This is a genomic window from Thiocapsa bogorovii (assembly GCF_021228795.1).
Lineage (GTDB): Bacteria > Pseudomonadota > Gammaproteobacteria > Chromatiales > Chromatiaceae > Thiocapsa > Thiocapsa bogorovii.
Map to the genome: position 1 here is coordinate 5,367,379 of NZ_CP089309.1, position 17,349 is coordinate 5,384,727.

Here is a 17,349-nt window from a genome sequence, read left to right on the forward strand (position 1 = left end):
CCCTAGTGAGCACGGACGACGCGCGCGAAGTCCCCGACACCGGTGCCGATGGTGCCGATGAAAAAGCGCGTTTCCCGCGAGATCTTCCCGGCGCTTTCGCGCGTGGACTCGACCATACCGATCATGTTCATGCCCTTCCACAACGCGCTGCGTGGCACGCCGGACAACTCCCCGAGGGTGCGATAGCGGCGCGTCTCCACCCGGCCATGGCCGCGCTCGACGGTTTCGAGCGCTTCACTTTCGACCCCGGCGTAGTCCTTAGCGTTGGCCTCGATGAAGGCCTCCTCGACCTCTGCGGCCAGCACGCCCTGGTTGCCTTTCAGAGCCAGCACATAGTCCCCGCCTTGGTCGACGATCTGCTCGGCGATCTTCGTCTGACATCCCATTGCATCAATGGTGACGATGGCGCCCCTGAGCATCAACAGCGCGAGCAACGGAGGAATGGCGGTGATCTCGTTGGATTTGGCGTCGGTTGCGACCTGCCCGAGCACCACCCGGCTGGCGGTCGCCCACGCACTGACCAGATGCAATGCCGCCAGACCCTTCGCACGGTTGTGCGAACGGCGCAGCGTCTTGCCGTCCACGGCAATGATTTCCCCCGGGAGGAACGTCCGGATCGAGGCGACCCAGCCGCGGAAACACGTCTCGAACGCCTCGGGCGTCAGCAGCGCGAACACCCGCCCGAAGGTATCGTGCGCCGGAATGCCGTTGGGCAACTCCAGGAATTGCCGAAACCACGCTTCCTTCGAGTGGCCGAACTGGCCGATGGCCGCCCAACCGTCGGCGCCGCCGATTGTCGCCGCGATCGCGATGATCACCATGTCGATGAGGTTGTGCCGGCGCCGCAGCGGATCGCGCGGGTCTTCCAGCACGTTGAAGTGGCCCACAAGAGAGGAATCGGTTTCCCGTGTCGCCATCGTCGCAGCCCCATATGCGAGAAACATCTGCGCATTGAGGCGGAGACATGATTCCATGTCTAAAAGTATATCTTAATTCTCTGATGCGATTGCCCTGGTGGGCTCAGGCAGTTCCGCCAAGTTTGCTTGCAACGCTATAGGCGATTATAATCTGGATACGAGAATAGTCTCTATAGATCCGTTTTCTCGCGCAGAGATCGAGAGAATTTGCGATGAAGTTATTAGAGCCCCGGTAGAGGAGGTTGACCTGCAGTTATTCGGCCGCCCCGATACGAACGACACTCTGTTTATTGACAGTGCGCACATGATTCTTATGAACCCGGATGTAACAACGATCTTTTTGGACGTTATTCCTAAACTCAAGTCCGGTGTTTTGGTGGTGATACATGACATCTTACTTCCTTATGACTACCATAGTGAATGGAGTGATAGAGGCTATTCTGAACAGTACTTTTTGGCGTCATACATCTTGGTCGAAGGAGGGAAGTTCGACATTATCCTTCCTAATTATTTCATTAGCCATGACAAAGACCTCAAAAATATACTGGCCCCGCTTTGGAAAAAAGGGAGGAAATGAGAAGTTTTGAAACCGCCGGCTGTTCATTTCGGCTTAGGATCAAGTAGACCGCGCCCGGGGCATTAACTAGTAATCTTTGGCTCGCGCAAGCTTTTCTACTGATTTCAAGCCGAACTCCGGAGGCGTAAGTTCGAACAGCGCAACCTTTGGCGCTGACATGCCGCCTTCGGGTGGCCCAGGAAGCGAGGGGCTGTGTTGGCGTACCCTTTTCCGCTCTAAGCGGATCAGGAAAGCAATTCCCCTGGGCTACCGGCGGATGTTTACATCTATCTGGGCTAGTATGACTACTATGAATATGTTGATCAATATGGAAGATGCTTTGGCTTACACTCGGTGCCCAGATTGTGGTGGCAATCTGGAGACGCTCGAAACCAGTCGAGATACCGGATTTCTATGCCCTGCCTGTAATCTGGTCTTTGCAACTGTTTCGGGGGTACTAATACTATTGGATACAGCGTCGAGGAATAAGAATTTAGAGGGTCCGTTAATCAAAAGACTGGCCGAACAGGTATCTACAGCCCGTGAGCATGATGCTTGCAAAGCGACCCTCGGTATGTTGGACGGCTTACACGGCTCCGCGTACGTATGGGAAGATGAGGAGCATTGGAGCAACGAATATGAGCAGCAGCACGCCAGTAGGACGGAAAAGAACTGGAATGATCGTTTCTGGCAACGGCAGCCGATGTTTCAGCTCCTTGTGGATTCACTTCAGCATGCACCGAGAGAGCGTCCGGCGGTGGTTCTGGATCTGGGCTGTGGTGAAGGTCAGGACTTCCGCAGGTTCGTTGCGCCGGTGATGAGGGAGGAGGACATTTATATCGGTCTCGATATCTCCCTTCCGGGTCTTGTGCTTAACCGACACTGTAACACGCACAAGCATGCCATTTACATACTGGGGACGGCCGACAAACCGCCGTTGCGCCACCGACTGGCCGACGCCGTCATCGCCTTGGGTACTCTGCATCATATGCAAGCCAAGGAAGATGGTCTGCCCATCGTGGGGGCACTGCTTAAGAGAGGGGTAGTCTTACTAAGTGATCCGATTAACGGCCATTTCTTGCCGCCATTTCTCTCTCTGAGCAGGGAATCACGCAGTGCCCATGATGACTCGGTTGACGTCCAACGGCTCCATGCACATGTTCAGGCACTTGGTTTTGAGACGCTTTATGAGCGCCAGTTTTCCGGTCTTGTCTATGTGGTTCTGTTTAAGCTTTTTCGCGCGGCGGTATTGCGCTCGCGCGGACTTCACGGTTTCATCCATAAATTAGATGATACCTTCACCAGCACTTTCGGAAGGCTTGGGAACATCTTTAGGCCGCGTGGTTTGCTCTTAGTACTAAAAGCACCACCACAGCCGGCCATTGAGGGCGCGCGTGAAGGCCGGTAGTCCCAGGCTGCCGTCGACACGAGCGTATCGGCGCAGTGGCGAAGGGGCGGTTGTCCATCTGCCACGGAGGCGATATAGAGAGCGCATTGGACGCGCGGTCAAGTTAGTCGCGTAGGGTCGGTGCACAAAGGCTCATCCGCCCGGCGCGCGGCTTGCCCGCGAAGGTGTTATTTCGCCGTCTAGAACCGCGCGACGATCGCGCATCAGGCGGATCTGTGGGCCGGATCGAGTATCGTCGCAGGCTGGCCCTGCACCTGCCAAGATCGGAAGTTGGAATAGAAACTGCGCGTTATGCGGGCCATGAGTGAGGTGAGTGTCGTTGGTTTTCGTTGGTGATAAGGTGCGTCCTTCCAGGCCACGCCTGCGATGGGCACGTGTCCGGTATTAGATCCCCGGAGACCACAGCCACAACCGCAGGCGCGTGGCCTCAATCCCCGGTATCGGCGAGGTCACGGCTGCTTGCGGCACGCCAAACATTGCTAAAGCTTCTGCTCACCGCGGAGGACCGACGAGTGACGCTGTTTCCCACAGGCCGGGCAGAAAGAGCCGTTCGGCCAACATGCCTGTTCCCAGGTCGTCGAAGATATACCTCGCCGCGTGCTTTAGGAATATTCTAGGGGATAGATGACGGTACACGCTCAAGAGTTCCGAAGGTAAGAAATGGCTTTATGAACAAGAAAGTCGTTATTGTGCAGCGCCGCCTTACACATTACCGCGCGCCGCTGTTCGAACTGTTACGCAACGAGCTTGGCTCGCGCAGGACTCGATTAGAGTTATTAGTCGGGCGTGGGACGCCGTTAGAAGAAGAAAGGCACGATTCCGTTAAGCTGGAATGGTCGACTCAAATACCAACATATTATTTTGCGGGTAACAGAATATGCTGGCAACCGTTCTTTTCTCACCTAGAAGACGCAGACCTGGTAATAGTGGCGCAAGAGAATGCGCTCTTGGCAAATCACTTAATGGTCATTAGCCCGCGAAAATTCCGGCTTGCTTTTTGGGGTCACGGTGCCAACTTGCAAAGCGCGAACCCGAGAGGATTGAAAGAGCGGTATAAACGCTGGACCACTAATCAGGTGGACTGGTGGTTCTGCTATACCCAGCTGAGCGCTAAACTAGTGACTGCGGCGGGCTTCTTAGGCCATCGTATCACAGTTCTCAACAATGCAGTGGACACCTCGGAGTTAATCCGGCAAAGGCTGTCGATAAGCGCTGAAGAACTCCTTGCCCTGCGTCAGTCTCTGCAGTTCGGCGAGGGTCCGGTTGGGGTGTTCGTCGGCTCGTTGCACAAAAACAAGCGCTTGGAGTTTCTATTTGAAGCAGTAGACGCGCTTCATCGCGAGGTTGACGGGTTCCAACTCCTTATACTGGGGGACGGACCGGAACGGAACAGGGTGCAGGAATGGTGTCGTGCACGGCCTTGGGCTCATTGGGCGGGTGCGCGGTTTGGCAGAGAGAAAGCGGGGTATCTATCCTTGGCCGACGTTATGCTCAATCCGGGATTGGTTGGCCTCGGGATTATCGATTCCTTTGTGTGTGGCGTGCCCATGGTTACAACCGATTGGAAAGGCCATAGCCCGGAGATCGCGTATCTGGAAAATGGTCGAAATGCGATAATGGCGGGAAACGATCTTCGGCACTACGTGGATGTCGTCAAGCGACTCCTCCGCGAGCCGCGGGGATTGAGCGTCTTGCAGGCGGGTTGTGCTGTGAGTGCAGCGGAGTACACGTTAGAGAACATGGTGGGAAGATTTGCGGAGGGAATCGAAAACGCTTTGGGTCCTCCGTCCTCCTGAGCCATTAGTCTCCTGACCCAAGTCGCCATGCCTCACCCTTATCGCCATGCTTCGCACGCAGCGGCCAGGGTATCTTCCAATCGTTGCTGCTCCCTTCCTAGTCCGCCCACCAATTCCGCAGTTGGCGTAGCTGAAAAGCAAGGTGCTGCTCATTATATTATCTAAATGCCGCACGCGTTTCAAAGTCGAATGAAGTGACGCGACCCCAGTTTGTTAGCACCATTGTTCATTCAATGTGTTGGCAGGAGATATTGACCATGCAAGTAGCCATTACCTACTACCAGCTCCTAGACCGCGACGGCAATGAGCAGCTAATTGGAGGCATAGAATCATATTTACTCAATCTTGCCCGCTTGTGCAACGAGATCGGTTATAAGCCTGTGCTTTTTCAGTCTTCAAATGCGCCATTTCGGAGAAGGGTTGAGGGCCTAGACGTTGTCGGAGTGCCCGCTGGCAACTCTTCAATAGAGAGCCAGAAGAATAAACTGTTTAACGAAGCAACTGCGCAAATGCGCGGCAAGGAAACTATATTTATCTTCGGCGCAGACCATTGCAGTGTTCGCACTGGCGACCCCAAGGCTATCGCTATCCAGCATGGAGTGTCGTGGGATTTGCCGTCTAAGTACTTCACCGGATCAAGGCTTCTAAAGAACGGCCCAGGGGCTGTATTCAAGAAACTGCAAAAGTTGGCGCGCGCAAAAAGATACTTCGAGAACTGCCGCTCACGTGTCTGTGTTGATTACAATTTTTTAAACTGGTATCGAACCTACAGTGCAGAGGAGTTGAGGGGTAACGTCTGGGTGATCCCGAATGCCACGCACGTCGCCAACCCCGGGCAAATAGCCGAGCGGCAGAAACCACCGAATAGTGCTCTCCGCATTCTTTTTGCACGCAGGTTCATGCCATATCGAGGGACGACGTTGATGGCGGAAGCCGCGCAGGATATTCTCGCTCGGAATCCCAATCTCACCTTTACATTCGCGGGGGAAGGCGGAGAAGAAGAGCGTTTGCGTGCACGGTTCGCGGGAGACCGCAGAGTTTCGTTTATCAAGTATCAACCCCACGAGGCCGTTTCAGTACACTTGCAGCATGACATTGCGGTAATACCATCGGTAGCTTCGGAAGGCACGTCTTTTGCGGTGGCGGAGGCTATGGGTGCGGGCTGTGCTGTTATCGCAACGCCGGTTGGAGGAATATCGAATATGATTATTGACGGATACAATGGGGTTTTGGTTCTACCTGACACTCGATCATTGATAGCCGGATTTGAAACATTAATAGCAGATTCCGAGTTCAGGTACCAAATCGCTAAGCGTGCCTATGAAACAGCAGTTTCGGCTTTTAATGTACACACGTGGCAGAGAAGGTGGAAGGCTGTACTGGAGCAGGTTGCCAAAGAATGACGACGCTTTCCTTACAAAATTCTCGCTATAACCAAAGGAAGGTTTCGGGCCCAGATGTTTCGGTGGTGCTCCTCACATACAGGCGACCCGCCACTTTGGAAAAATGTCTGCTTCAGTTACTGAAGCAGGTCACCGTACTCACGTTCGAGATTGTTGTGGTGGACAATGATGAGTTCGCTTCCGGAAGAGGAATTGTTGAAAAGGCAATGGAAGAATCAGCGTCCGCTGAGGTTCGTCTGGAATATCAGATCGTTCCGGAACAGAATATCTCTCTGGCGCGCAACGCAGGCATTACAAAGAGTTCTGGGGACATCGTAGCATTCATTGATGACGACGAGTCTCCGTCAGAGATGTGGCTTCAGCTTATGTATGACGCTCTGAAAAGATTGGATGCGGACGGTGTATTCGGTCCGGTTTTGGCGAGTTTTCCAGACGGCTACCCTGACTGGTTGAAAGAGTCACGGGTTTTCAGCAGGCGCAGAATGAAAACTGGGGCATGCCTTGGCAAGACTCCCGAGGCATGCAAAACCGGCAATGCGCTCATCTATAAACATGTGCTCAAATCACGCCCTGGCCCGTTTGATGCGGCTTACGGGAGGACGGGCGGTGAAGACTCAGAGCTTTTTCACTGGCTCACCCAGCAGGGGCGGACGTTCTATTGGTGTGATGATGCTGTGGTTTATGAGATCCAAGGAAAGGAACGCATGGAACTCTCGTGGCATATGTCCAGAGGTTACCGAGGCGGATGGGCTCACGCAAAGAAGATACGTGCGGCGCACGGCATGACGATTGGTGGGTCTTATCTCGTCCTCAGTGCTGGCTTTTCTTCGCTTAAAATTCTACTGGAAGCATTAAATGAGTACAGAAATCCCAGGGGTGCAGTTATGTTTTTACTCCGTGGGTGGGCAAGCCAGGCTGGCAAGATAGGCTTCTTGCTAGGCTGGAAGATAGAGGGGTATTAACCTAAGGTTTCATGTCTTGTATACGCCGATTCCTAGCGTTGGATTGCGGATGCTCGCGGAAGTGGGCGTCGAGTCGATAGCGATGCTGCTCCAACTCGCTTGTCAGGGTGTAGAAGTTGAATGCCGTCAGGTTCTTGATACCACCTGTGGTGCTGATTTGCCGCCTTTTGGCGGCCCGAGAACCGTGGGGCCGCGTTAGAGACCCCTTGCCGCTTTGAGCGGCTCGTGACTGAAAGGCCCCGGCTTTGCCGGGGGATTGTCGCCGACGGAGCGCGATCTCTTGACCAAGGCCCCGTAGTCATGGTCTGCTTGCTTGCCGCAACGTTGACTCTCCGTCCCATTGAGGGTGCGTGGACTTGGATCTTGAGCGTCCTGCGCTCACCGCGCACATCGCTGGCAGTGGCGATATCAGGCAGGTCCAGCAGTGTCTGAAGGGTTTCTGCGTCAAACGTTTTGATGAGCTGCGTCGCCTGCGCCCTCTTAGGTGTGGATACTCGTAACGCAACTGCCGAAGTTTCTTACTGAAGAGTTTCAGATCTGCGGTAAAGAGAAACGGAGAACCTGTATTGCTTAGGTATACAGTCGACCTTGACGATCAACGGGCGAATCAGTCTCTACGTTTCCCGATACGGAACCTAGATATCGCGTCGACGGCGATGTCTTTAAGGTAGATGGGACTGGAAAGCAGGTTTCTCCTCCAAAGTCGCTGCGGCTCGCGCAATAGACGGGGTAGCCACTCCAGACCGAGATTGCGTGCCCAGGTAGGGGCGCGCCTTTTCGTGCCGCTGTAGAAGTCGAAAACTGCACCCACCGCGCAGACGAGGGGGAGCCTGAGCAGGCTACGATTCGCCTCGATCCACTTTTCCTGTTTGGGCGCGGTCATCCCGACCCAGAGGACGTGCGGTGCGGCATCGTTAACCGTCTGGACCATTGCTCGGTTTTCTGAGATGGAGAAACTTCCCCTAAAAGGTGGAGATAGTGTTCCGCAAACCTGAATAGCTGGGAAATCTTTGCCCAGCTTGTTCTCGATGGCGTTAAGCACGGTTTGGGTCGAGCCCAGAAAGAAATAGCGGATTCCGCCAGCCTGTTGCGCAAGATGGGACAGGCCAAGAAAGAACTCGGTCCCCGCGACGCGTTCGCGGATGGGCAGCCCGAGGAGCTTGGCGCCCAGTATGATGCCGGCTCCATCGGGTAGCAGGATGCTAGCGCGGCGGAGCGCCGCGCGGAATTCCTGGTCCTGTTTCGCGACGACAATCGAATGGGGGTTGATGCAGTCGACGACGTCTGTCGAAGCGCTAGAGCGGCTCATCCCAAGCGCGAGAGAGACATCTCCATGCAGTCCACGCGTGCTCACGTGGTAGCCGAGCAGGCATGCTGTGTGGTCGTGCCGTGGCAGGGCGTTCGAAGGCGGAGGGCTCGGTTGGCTCGGGTGGATTCCTTGTTCGTTATCCGTCATGCGCACCTCCTATGAAGCCGCTCGGCGGCGGGGTTCGATCAAGGGCTGGTCTCCCCTGCTCGATTCAGGGTTCATTATGGGACGGAACTGAGTACCCTTCACGCCGGCAAAGGACGGCCCGCTCCGCCTTGATGTCTTCGCGCATTGTTTCGGTGACCAATTGCAAAAAGCAAATCTCCGGCTCCCAGCCGAGCTGTTGACGGGCTCCGGTGGCGTCGCCCAGAAGAGTTTCGACGTCGGTGGGGCGGAAATAGCGCGGGTCGACCGCGACGTTGCAGCGCTCTTCTCCGACCACACCCCACGCCACCCCCGGCACGGAGGGGGCAATCGCGTATCCGTTCTCGTCAACGCCGTGCCTCCCCAACCCATCTCGATGCAGATCTTGCGGGCGGCCTGTTGGACGAAGTCGCGCACCGAGCGCGGCTGGCCGGTGGCGATGATGTAGTCCTACGGCTGGTCCTGCTCCAGCATGTGAGCCACTCGTAGTCGCGGGCGCGGCCCAAGTCGCGCTTGGCATCGAGGTTGCCGAGGTAAAGGCGGTCCTGCAGGCCAAGCTTGATGCGGGCGAGCGCGCCCGTAATCTTGCCGATGACGAAGGTCTCGCCGCAGATATGTTCATACGTTCGATGAGATAAGGGAGCCGAGGGTGCTCGCCGACGGCATCAGGGGCTCAAGTCGCCTCAGCAGCGTAAACCACAGGAGATCCAGGGGCCGATAGAAGAAATGGATCGTCATCAAGCCGACCGCCAGGGTTAGGCCGGCTGCACCGGCGAGGATGGCGGTGCGGCGGACACGGCGACGCCGATCCGCGGGCGTTTGAATGTAGGGGACGACCGCGAGCGGCGGCATGCCGGAGATGCTCTGAATCACCCGTAGGCTCCTGATGCCCTTGTCGAGGATCTCGCGGAGGGCCAAGTGCCCGACGCCGGCACCGATGGATGCGACGACGCCAAGCATCATGATGGCCGGACGATTGGGTTTGATGGGTTCGTCCGGGACTACCGGCGGCTCGATCAGGGTAAAGCGTTCGGCCTTGCGCTCGCGCTCAAGCGCTTGGGCGAGCTCGGCTTCGAGCTGTTTGTCCTTGACCTCGCGATATTTGGCCACGGCGTTCTCGTAGCCACGGGTGAGGTTGTTGTACTCACGCTCGACGTTCGGGGACTCCATCAGGCGCTGTTGGTAGATCTCGATGCGCTCTTCGAGGTCCGTTTGTGTCTGCTCGAGACCCTGCATCTCGATCCCGAGTGCATCGAGCCGGCTCTGAAGCTGCACGTAGGCCGGATTCTGGGCGCTCTGGGTGGACGGTTGGGCGGCGCCGGTGCCGGGGGAGGCGATGCGCTTGTCGACGTCCGCCAGCTCTCGCTCGAGACGTTGTACGTCCGGGTGATCTGAGGAATAGCGTCCGCGTGCCGCCGCGAGGGAGCCGGCGAGATCGACCCGTCGCTGCGACAGATCCGCTTTGGCGGAGGCGCCGACCTCTTGGCGCAGTGCCGCCAGCTCGCGCTCGATCCGCTGGCGATCCGGGTGCTCGGGCGAATAACGGGTCGCGAGGCCGAGGTACTGAGTCTCGAGCAGTTGCAAACGGGCCTGCGGGCTGTCGGCTGACCAGCCAGCCCCGGCAACGCCGAGCATGAGCTGCGGATCCTGTTGCGCCAGCGTGGTCTCCAGGTAGAGCTTCTGCTCGGTCAGGGTGCGCAGCGCCAGCGTGTTGTCTCTGAGCTGCTGCTCGGTGCGGGCCAAGAGCTCGCGGTTGATGGACAAGAGTTCCGGCAAGTTGTCGCTGTGCTGCTGCTTGAACTCGGATAGCGCGGCCTCGAGGGCCGCGATCTGGTCGGCCAGCCGGGTGGCCTCTTCGCGCAGGAAGGTCGTGGCCTCCTCGACGGCTGCCTCACGTTGGCGCAGGTTCTCGTTCATGAAGAGCGAGACGAGCTCGTTCGTGACCCGCTGCGTGAGGACGGGCGACGGGTCTTCGAAGGCGAGGGTGAAGGCGATGGTCGCCGTCTGGGCGCGTCCGCTGCGCGGATCCACGACATCGGCACTGATCATGTCGAGATGGACCTGCTCGCGCATCTCCGCAACCGCGGCGTTGAGGCCCTGTTTCTCGCGGATGCTCGGGTAGAGGTTGTAGCGCTCGATGATCCCGCTGAGGTTGCTGGTCGTCATCACCCGCTGCCGAATCACCTGGATGCGCTGATCGGCAAAGCTGGTCACGGTCGTGCGGATCAGGTCGGCGGGGATTTCCTGCTGCTCGATCAGGATGGTGGCCGTCGCGCGATAGACCGGGGGGAGGGTGATCGCCACCAGAACTGCGAGCGGCAGCAAGATGACAATGGGCAGGACCAGTTGCCACTTGCGGCGCTTGAGGATCGCCAGATAATCGGCCAGGTTCGGCGCGTATTCTTGCTCGTAGTCCACCGCCGGATCTATCGCCTCCGTGTGCTTGATCGCGTATCACTGTTGCGGGCGCGCCCGGTCGTTGTTTCGGGAAGCGTCGCTTTATCGAGTCAAGCCCGGTGGGCCGGGGACTCGCAAATGCAGAAAAGCGCTTTGCTCGACGACGAACAAGGTCGCATCGGTCGGGATCGGTTCGTGCCGACGCCGACGGCAACCGCAACCGCTGGCCCGTGACCGGACGCCGAGGCGCTCATGAAGTTGCAGCGGATGATAGCACAAACCCATAACAGCGGGCGGTCCCGCGCGTCGTTCCGGGACATCCATCACGAACGGTCCGGGGCCTGAGCCGTAAAGGTCGTCGTCTTCGTGCCTGAGATGGCGGGATGCTCAAGTGCAGACCGAGCTGGGTCGGCGGACGCGGGGCTACGGGCGCAAAAAAGCCGCGGGTCAGATGGCCCGCGGCGTTCCTATCTGTGCAGCATCGGCCCGATGTTTCGGGCGGATGCGGCCGAGCACAGTCCTCTTATGCGAGGGTTTCGCTCTCTTCGGTCTGCTTGCGATTCCGGCGTCCAAGGGCGGCGATGCCGAGCAGTGCGGAGCCGAATAGCCAAGCGGCGGCGGGGATCGGGACTTGGCCGATGAAGTCTTGATTTGCCGTGCTTGTCAGCGCGACCAGGCCGCCCATAGCGGTCGCAGTACTCATCGCGTTGAGGTAGGCGGTCGCTTGGTTAAGGACGCCGGTGGTGAGCCCCGAGGTGATCTTCATGCTCCCGCCGGTGATGTCGTAGACAAATTCACCACTGGCGTTCGTTTGGCCCTCATGCACCACTTCCCAGATCGCGAGCTGCAGCGCCTGCTTCTGCACGTCCGTGAGGTTGCGAGCGTCGTTCAGCACGCCACTGGTGATCGCGGCACCAAGCAACTTCGCCAGGCTAGCCGCCTTAACGTCACCCATCGGACCTGCCGTTGAATCGGGTGCATTCGCGAGGCCAACCACGTCCCAAGTCCGACTCCCTGTTTGAGCGGTGTCATCCAGATCGATGCAGAAGGTGACAAACTGGTCGGTCCCATACGTTAAGATCGGTCCCTCGGCCGCCGAGAAGTTAAAGATGCCGGTCGTCGTATTGCCGGTTTTTGTTGTCTGTGGGGAACCAGTGGGCGGAAGAACCACGGAGTAGCCGACACCACGGGTCTGTGTCATGCCACCGTAGGTTGCAGTCACCGTATCGGCCGCTGCCTGCCCGCTGAATGCCAATGCGCCGGCAAGTGCAAGCACGGATCCAACCGCGCTCAGTCTCATCATGGATTTCATCGTTTGACTCCCTGGTTGTGCGTCGCTTCGTTGATCGAGGACTGGACCGGCCGCATCGCGCTGCGAAGACTCGGGACAGCCGACAGTAGATACCGTCAGCTCTCTTTAAGCATCTCCCGTGCCGACCTCATCATTACTTTTTTATTCAATGATTTAGGACGCGCTGGAGTCCCGTCCGGAGATCAGTCTTGGTCTCTGAGATTCCACAGATTGACGCTCTGGACGGGTTGGTTTTGCTGCCGCAGCGAAAACTTATTTTAAGTCATATGGATAGGTATTTTCGCCACTCTGGGGAGCTGTAAAAAAACCTGACGGTGAATCCGGCTTTCAACCCGGCGACCATGAGCGTCCGTGGGGCTTTACTCCCGCAAGTCCAATAGCTTATCCCGGATCTGCCGTGCTCGCGCGGGTGTCAAGAAACTCGACTCCGCGTCGGCAGGATCAGATGATGACCGAGTGCGAGGAGTCGGACGGGGCCTTCTTTGTGGCGGGGATGTGTCCCGAGATCGACGAGGGTCGTTGTGACAACGGGATCCGTCGGATCGCCTTCGCTTCAATGACGGGGCTTCGGGTCAATCGGCCTCGTGGGCCCATTCGGCGTCTGCCTCGCGGCCTCAACCTCGGGCGCGGGGTCGGAGGTTGTGTCGCTCCGATGCGTCCTCTCGGCCTTACGAGGGCTTCGGTCGTCTCCGGGTTAGGCGACCAGGCTCTTGACGACGAGGATAGCGAGGGTCGCCGGGACGGCGAAACGCAGTGGATCCCAAGGGCCTTCGCGCTCCTGAATCAGGATCTCGATGGCATAGAAGAGCACGATGGCGGCGAGCACCTGGAGGCCGATCTCTCCAAGACCGAGACCTCTGAGCATCGGTGCCGTCAGGGCCGCAAGCAAGATCAGGACATCGAGCGTGCTCACGCGAAATCCGGAGCTCGACAGACGTGTCCAGAGGCCCCCGAGCAGCGCAACCCCGCCGAAGAAGACCAGCAGACAGGGTTCGCAGATATCGATCAGGTGCGGCGAATGCGCTACCAGGTAGACGACGATAACCGCCGCGGTGAAGGCGCTGATCCGCTCGAGGAAAAAGGCACTCTTCGTGCGTATCGCCAGGACGGCCAACGACACGACGAAGAGCGCTCCAGCCAAGACGCCGATGTCCGGTTCGACGGATTGCACGGACAGGGCACCGATGACGAGACACAAGGGAACCGTCAGGCTCAGGATCCGAATCGGTGAACGCGTCACGAAACGGCGACGCCGTGCCCAGGCGCTGAACCTGACGAACGGGGTCCGATGCTCGTCCCGGCGTTTCAGACGCTCGTGGTAGTTCTCGAGCGTCCGGATCGCGGCCAGGATGAGTCCGCAGGACATCGCATAGGCGAGCAGGATCGCGCTGTCTGCGCTGTGCCGCATAAGATAGGCCAGGACGACCATCATGAACTGGGCGGTGTAGACGAGAGTGACGGCCTCGGCCTGAGTCAGGCCGCTGTCGATCAGCCGGTGATGCAGATGCGTCCGGTCCGCCTTGAACGGGGAATGTCCGGAGGCGATGCGCCGGACCATGACGGTGAGCATATCCAGGATCGGCAAGCCCAGCACGAGCAGGGGCAGGGCGCGGCTCAGGGCCAGATCCTCCCGCTGCGTGACCATAATGGCCAGCACCCCGGTCGTGAACCCCAGGAATTGACTGCCGGTATCGCCCATGAAGAGGCGTGCAGGGAAGGTGTTGAAACGCAGGAAGCCCAGAAGGGATCCGCCCAGGGCGGCCAGAAGAATCAGGAGAGAGCCCTCTGCACCGCCGTCGGCCACCAGCAGGAGGAGCAAGGCGGACCCCGCCAGTAGGCTGATTCCGCCGGCAAGCCCGTCGAGGCCGTCCGAGAGGTTGACCGCGTTGGTGATGCCGACCAACACCAGCACGGTGAAGGGAATGGCCAAGGGCATCGGCAACAGGCCGCCGGGGATGAAGGGGACCTCTTTGACGAGAACGCCGCCGGCGAGGACGACGACGGACGCGGCAAGCAGTTGGCCGAGCAGCTTCAGCCGGTAGTCGAGGTTGAAGCGGTCGTCGAGCAGACCGAACAGGAACAGCAGCGCGGCGGCGCCGAGGAAGGCCGCGAAAGGGCCTTCGATCGGCGCCCAGATGGCCACCGGGACCAAACAGCCGATCACGATCGCCACGCCGCCGATCCGCGGGATCTGCCCCTTGTGGACCTTGCGCGGATCGGGGGCGTCCATGAGGCCCAAGGGGCCGGCGACCCGAACGAGGAACGGGATCAGGGCCATCGCCAGGAACAAGGCTAGGACGAAGGCGTAAGCGGCACGAAGCTCCACAATGTTATTTCCCTGACGTGGCGGGCGAGGGTTTTCCGGCATCGGCGTTAGGCGCCTGAGCGGAAAGTTTCGCCGTAGGTCGGGTTAGCGCAGCGTAACCCGACATTACGCTGCGCATGGCTGAAAGCCCTGTAGGGGCTGTAGGAGCTGTAGGAGCTGTAGCGGCGACTTTAGTCGCCTCTCCATCCTGGTCGTTCCTTTACCGAAATCACCTTGGAGCATGGCCACAACTCTTGTCGGGCGACTGAAGTCGCCCCTACCTGCGATAGTTGCCTTAGTAACGGTTCAGAAACAACTTAGCCATTCCGGTTCATTCTCCCCCCTCTCCCCAACCCCTCTCCCGCGAGGGGCGAGGGGCTAAGATGGATCACTTGTTATTGAATGGTTACTTAGAGTGTTCCGAGAGCTGCCTTGGCATCGTCTAGGCCGGTGTAGGGTTGCTCGGTGGCGACGGCGGAGGTGAGCAGTGCCTTGGCTTCGTCGACTCGGCCGAGCTTGAGGTAGGTCATGCCGAGGTGATATTGGCGCTCGGGTGTCGTCTCGCCGGATGCCTGCACCTTCTCCAAGATCTCTGCGGCGCGCTGGTATTCGCCGACGCGGTAGTAGACCCAGCCCAGGGTGTCGAGGAAGGCGGATTGCTCGGAGCCCGCGAAGCGCTGTGCCAGTCCGAGGGCGCGGCTGAGATCGGCCGGCTCGTCGGCACGATGGTCGGCGAGCAGGACGGCCAAGTTGTTGGCCACCGCGTCCGCGGTCGGGTTGGTGGCGAGCAGGTTTTCGTATGCCTCGATCGCTTGATCGTAGCGGCCGGCCCGCTCGAGCATCATGGGCAACGTAAAGACCAGCAAGGGGCTGGCCTTGGTCGCCTCGATACCGGCCTCGAGTGTCGCGACGGCCGCGGCCGGGTCGCCGTCCGCGAGCTGGAGATTGGCGAGTCGCTCGTAGGCTAGGGGTGCCCCCGGCCGTTGCTCGATGGCCCGGGCATACTGCTCGCGTGCCGCCGCGGGATTGCCGGCGGCGATGTAGACCTCGCCCAACAGGTTGGTCGCGACGATGCTGTCGGCGTCCGCCTCCAGTGCACGGCGGAGACGTGCCTCGGCCTCATCGTAGCGCTCCAGGGCCAGATAGCTCCGGGTCAGGGCCACCAAGGGCTCGGCGGCCTTGGGCTCCTTGTCCAGCGCCGTCTCGAAGTGGGGGACGCTGGCCTCGATCTCGCCGCGGCGCTGCGCCACCAGCCCCTTGAGGTAGTGGCCCAAGGGGTGATCCGGCCGCGTGGCCAGCACCTGATCGGCGGTCTTCTCCAGGGCGTCCGTATCCGGCTGGCTCTCTTGGATGCGGGCCAAGGCGGTCTGGGCGATGTCGCTGTTGGGGTCGCGGGCCAGCAGGGCATCCAGGATGACGCCGGCACCTTCGAGATCGCCGCTACGTTGGCGGAGTCCTGCAAGCTGCAGGTAGCCGGCGGGATCGTCCGGCGACAGCTCGATGGACTTCTTGAGCGCGTCCTCGGCGAGGGACAGCTCGTCGCGGGCGGCATGGGCCTCGGCCAGGATGCGCAGTCCGCCGATCGACTCGGGGTTGTTCCTGAGCAGGGTCCGCAGGTCGCCGATTGCCGTGTCCGGGTCGCCGGCCTGCAGGGCGATGGCGGCGCGGACGAGTAGGGCGTCGCTGTCCTGCGCATCCTTGGCGAGCACCTCGTTCGCGAGTGCTTCGGCCTCGTCGAGGCGCTCCTGCGCGAGGAGCAGCCCGGCGAGCTTGCCCCGCGCCTGCTGAGCGGCGGGGCTCTCACCGCCACCGGCGATGACCTCTCGAAAGAGCGTCTGAGCCTGCTCGCTGTCGCCTGCCTGCATGCGCAGGGATCCGAGGGCGAAGCGCAGATCCTGATCCTCCGGTGCTGCGGCGATGAAGGTCGCCAGGGTCTCGGCGGCCACTTCGACCCCCTGCTGGGTGGCCTGCAGCTCGACCAGCAGGAGCTTGGCCTGGCGATCCTCGGGCAGGGCGACGACGGCATCGCGCAGGGTCTGCACGGCCGCGGCGGTCTCCCCGCGTGCAGCCAGGTATTGGGCCAGGCGGGTGCGGTGGTCCAGGACCTTGGGCTCGCGCTCGATCAAGCGCTCGAGGACCGCGCGTGTGCCGGCGGTATCGCCCATCTGCTCGTTGATGCCGGCCATGGCCAGCATGAAGCGGAGGTCATCCGGGTGGGCGGCCAGCGCGGTCTCGAGCGCCTGTTTGGCGCCGGGCAGGTCATTGCGCTCGAGACGGATTTGAGCCAGGAGCGCGAGCGCCTCCCGGTCTTGCGGGGCCTGCGCGAGCGCGGATTCGGCATCCACCCGGGCCGCATCCAAGTCGCCTTGGCGGACACGGACGAAGCCGCGCAGGGCCAGCGCCGAGGCATCTCCGGGCTTCGCGGTCAACACGGCATCGGCCTGCGCCAGGGCCCCTTCGATGTCTTCGCTGGCGAGCAGCAAGGTTCCCAGCTTGACGCGGGCTTCCAGGTTCTCCGGGCTCAGCTCGACGGTCTTGGAGTAGGCCGAGTAGGCGTTGCGCCACTCTTCCTGCTGCTCCGCGATTTTGGCGAGCATGAACCAGGCTTCGGCGTCTTTCGGGTCAACCTGGAGCACGTTGCGGAACTCCAGCTGCGCCTTGACCAGGTCGCCCTCGTCGTAGAGGTCCAGGCCACGCTGCAGGTAGCTTTGGGCCCGGTCTTCCTGCCCGCAGCCCGCCGTCAAGGCGACGCTGCCGAGAAGAAGGAGAAGCTTCGCATAGGATCTTGGTTTCATTGCATCTCTACCTTCGGAATCATTATACCTTGCGTTCGCGGTGCA

General features: G+C 59.7%; 12 protein-coding genes and 1 pseudogene. 5 read left to right on the forward strand and 8 right to left on the reverse strand.

What is annotated here, in order from left to right; genetic code table 11:
• Positions 1-2: 2 nt before the first annotated feature.
• Positions 3-917 (reverse strand): ISAs1 family transposase, encoded by a 915-nt coding sequence (locus LT988_RS23865; RefSeq protein ID WP_232408002.1) that lies wholly within the window; start codon positions 915-917, stop codon positions 3-5.
• A 97-nt stretch (positions 918-1,014) separates the two neighbouring features.
• On the opposite strand from LT988_RS23865, the gene LT988_RS23870 reads away from it, so the two are divergent.
• Complete coding sequence (locus tag LT988_RS23870) at positions 1,015-1,494, forward strand: class I SAM-dependent methyltransferase (protein ID WP_232408003.1); 480 nt, start codon at positions 1,015-1,017, stop codon at positions 1,492-1,494.
• 256 nt (positions 1,495-1,750) lie between these two features.
• On the forward strand, positions 1,751-2,881 hold the full coding sequence (locus tag LT988_RS23875) for a class I SAM-dependent methyltransferase (protein WP_232408004.1): 1,131 nt from the start codon (positions 1,751-1,753) through the stop codon (positions 2,879-2,881).
• 479 nt (positions 2,882-3,360) lie between these two features.
• Here LT988_RS23875 and LT988_RS25670 read toward each other — a convergent pair whose 3' ends face one another.
• Positions 3,361-3,468 (reverse strand): transposase, encoded by a 108-nt coding sequence (locus LT988_RS25670; RefSeq protein ID WP_408648091.1) that lies wholly within the window; start codon positions 3,466-3,468, stop codon positions 3,361-3,363.
• Positions 3,469-3,549: 81 nt separating this feature from the next.
• Here LT988_RS25670 and LT988_RS23880 point away from each other — a divergent pair, with 81 nt between their 5' ends.
• The 3 genes from LT988_RS23880 (at position 3,550) to LT988_RS23890 (ending at position 7,042) form a co-directional block, all read left to right on the forward strand.
• Positions 3,550-4,677, forward strand: coding sequence for a glycosyltransferase family 4 protein (locus LT988_RS23880; RefSeq protein WP_232408005.1), 1,128 nt, complete (start codon positions 3,550-3,552; stop codon positions 4,675-4,677).
• Positions 4,678-4,934: 257 nt separating this feature from the next.
• A complete protein-coding gene (locus tag LT988_RS23885; protein WP_232408006.1) occupies positions 4,935-6,080 on the forward strand; it encodes a glycosyltransferase family 4 protein in 1,146 nt (381 codons plus the stop codon).
• Positions 6,077-7,042, forward strand: a complete 966-nt coding sequence (locus LT988_RS23890) for a glycosyltransferase family 2 protein (RefSeq protein WP_232408007.1) — start codon at positions 6,077-6,079, stop codon at positions 7,040-7,042. The genes LT988_RS23885 and LT988_RS23890 overlap by 4 nt, the downstream gene beginning before the upstream one ends.
• 607 nt (positions 7,043-7,649) lie before the next feature.
• Here LT988_RS23890 and LT988_RS23895 read toward each other — a convergent pair.
• From LT988_RS23895 to LT988_RS23920, 6 genes and pseudogenes are all read right to left on the reverse strand, one after another.
• Positions 7,650-8,498 (reverse strand): WecB/TagA/CpsF family glycosyltransferase, encoded by an 849-nt coding sequence (locus LT988_RS23895; RefSeq protein ID WP_232408008.1) that lies wholly within the window; start codon positions 8,496-8,498, stop codon positions 7,650-7,652.
• A 64-nt stretch (positions 8,499-8,562) separates the two neighbouring features.
• Positions 8,563-9,103, reverse strand: a pseudogene (locus LT988_RS23900) (GDP-mannose 4,6-dehydratase); the annotation flags it as partial.
• A gap of 10 nt (positions 9,104-9,113) precedes the next feature.
• The gene (locus LT988_RS23905; protein ID WP_232408009.1) at positions 9,114-10,913 is read right to left on the reverse strand and encodes a Wzz/FepE/Etk N-terminal domain-containing protein; all 1,800 of its coding nucleotides are present in this window, start codon (positions 10,911-10,913) and stop codon (positions 9,114-9,116) included.
• Positions 10,914-11,415: 502 nt separating this feature from the next.
• Complete coding sequence (locus tag LT988_RS23910; protein WP_232408010.1) at positions 11,416-12,204, reverse strand: VPLPA-CTERM sorting domain-containing protein; 789 nt, start codon at positions 12,202-12,204, stop codon at positions 11,416-11,418.
• 694 nt (positions 12,205-12,898) lie between these two features.
• On the reverse strand, positions 12,899-14,530 hold the full coding sequence (locus LT988_RS23915; RefSeq protein WP_232408011.1) for a glycosyltransferase family 4 protein: 1,632 nt from the start codon (positions 14,528-14,530) through the stop codon (positions 12,899-12,901).
• Positions 14,531-14,919: 389 nt separating this feature from the next.
• On the reverse strand, positions 14,920-17,304 hold the full coding sequence (locus tag LT988_RS23920) for a tetratricopeptide repeat protein (RefSeq protein ID WP_232408012.1): 2,385 nt from the start codon (positions 17,302-17,304) through the stop codon (positions 14,920-14,922).
• Between the last annotated feature and the right edge of the window lie 45 nt (positions 17,305-17,349).

Coding starts and splice junctions, on each gene's coding strand:
- LT988_RS23865 (WP_232408002.1), bottom strand. CDS start 917: ATGGCGACACGGGAAACCGATTCCTCTCTTGTGGGCCACTTCAACGTG.
- LT988_RS23875 (WP_232408004.1), top strand. CDS start 1,751: ATGTTTACATCTATCTGGGCTAGTATGACTACTATGAATATGTTGATC.
- LT988_RS23880 (WP_232408005.1), top strand. CDS start 3,550: ATGAACAAGAAAGTCGTTATTGTGCAGCGCCGCCTTACACATTACCGC.
- LT988_RS23885 (WP_232408006.1), top strand. CDS start 4,935: ATGCAAGTAGCCATTACCTACTACCAGCTCCTAGACCGCGACGGCAAT.
- LT988_RS23890 (WP_232408007.1), top strand. CDS start 6,077: ATGACGACGCTTTCCTTACAAAATTCTCGCTATAACCAAAGGAAGGTT.
- LT988_RS23895 (WP_232408008.1), bottom strand. CDS start 8,498: ATGACGGATAACGAACAAGGAATCCACCCGAGCCAACCGAGCCCTCCG.
- LT988_RS23910 (WP_232408010.1), bottom strand. CDS start 12,204: ATGAAATCCATGATGAGACTGAGCGCGGTTGGATCCGTGCTTGCACTT.
- LT988_RS23920 (WP_232408012.1), bottom strand. CDS start 17,304: ATGAAACCAAGATCCTATGCGAAGCTTCTCCTTCTTCTCGGCAGCGTC.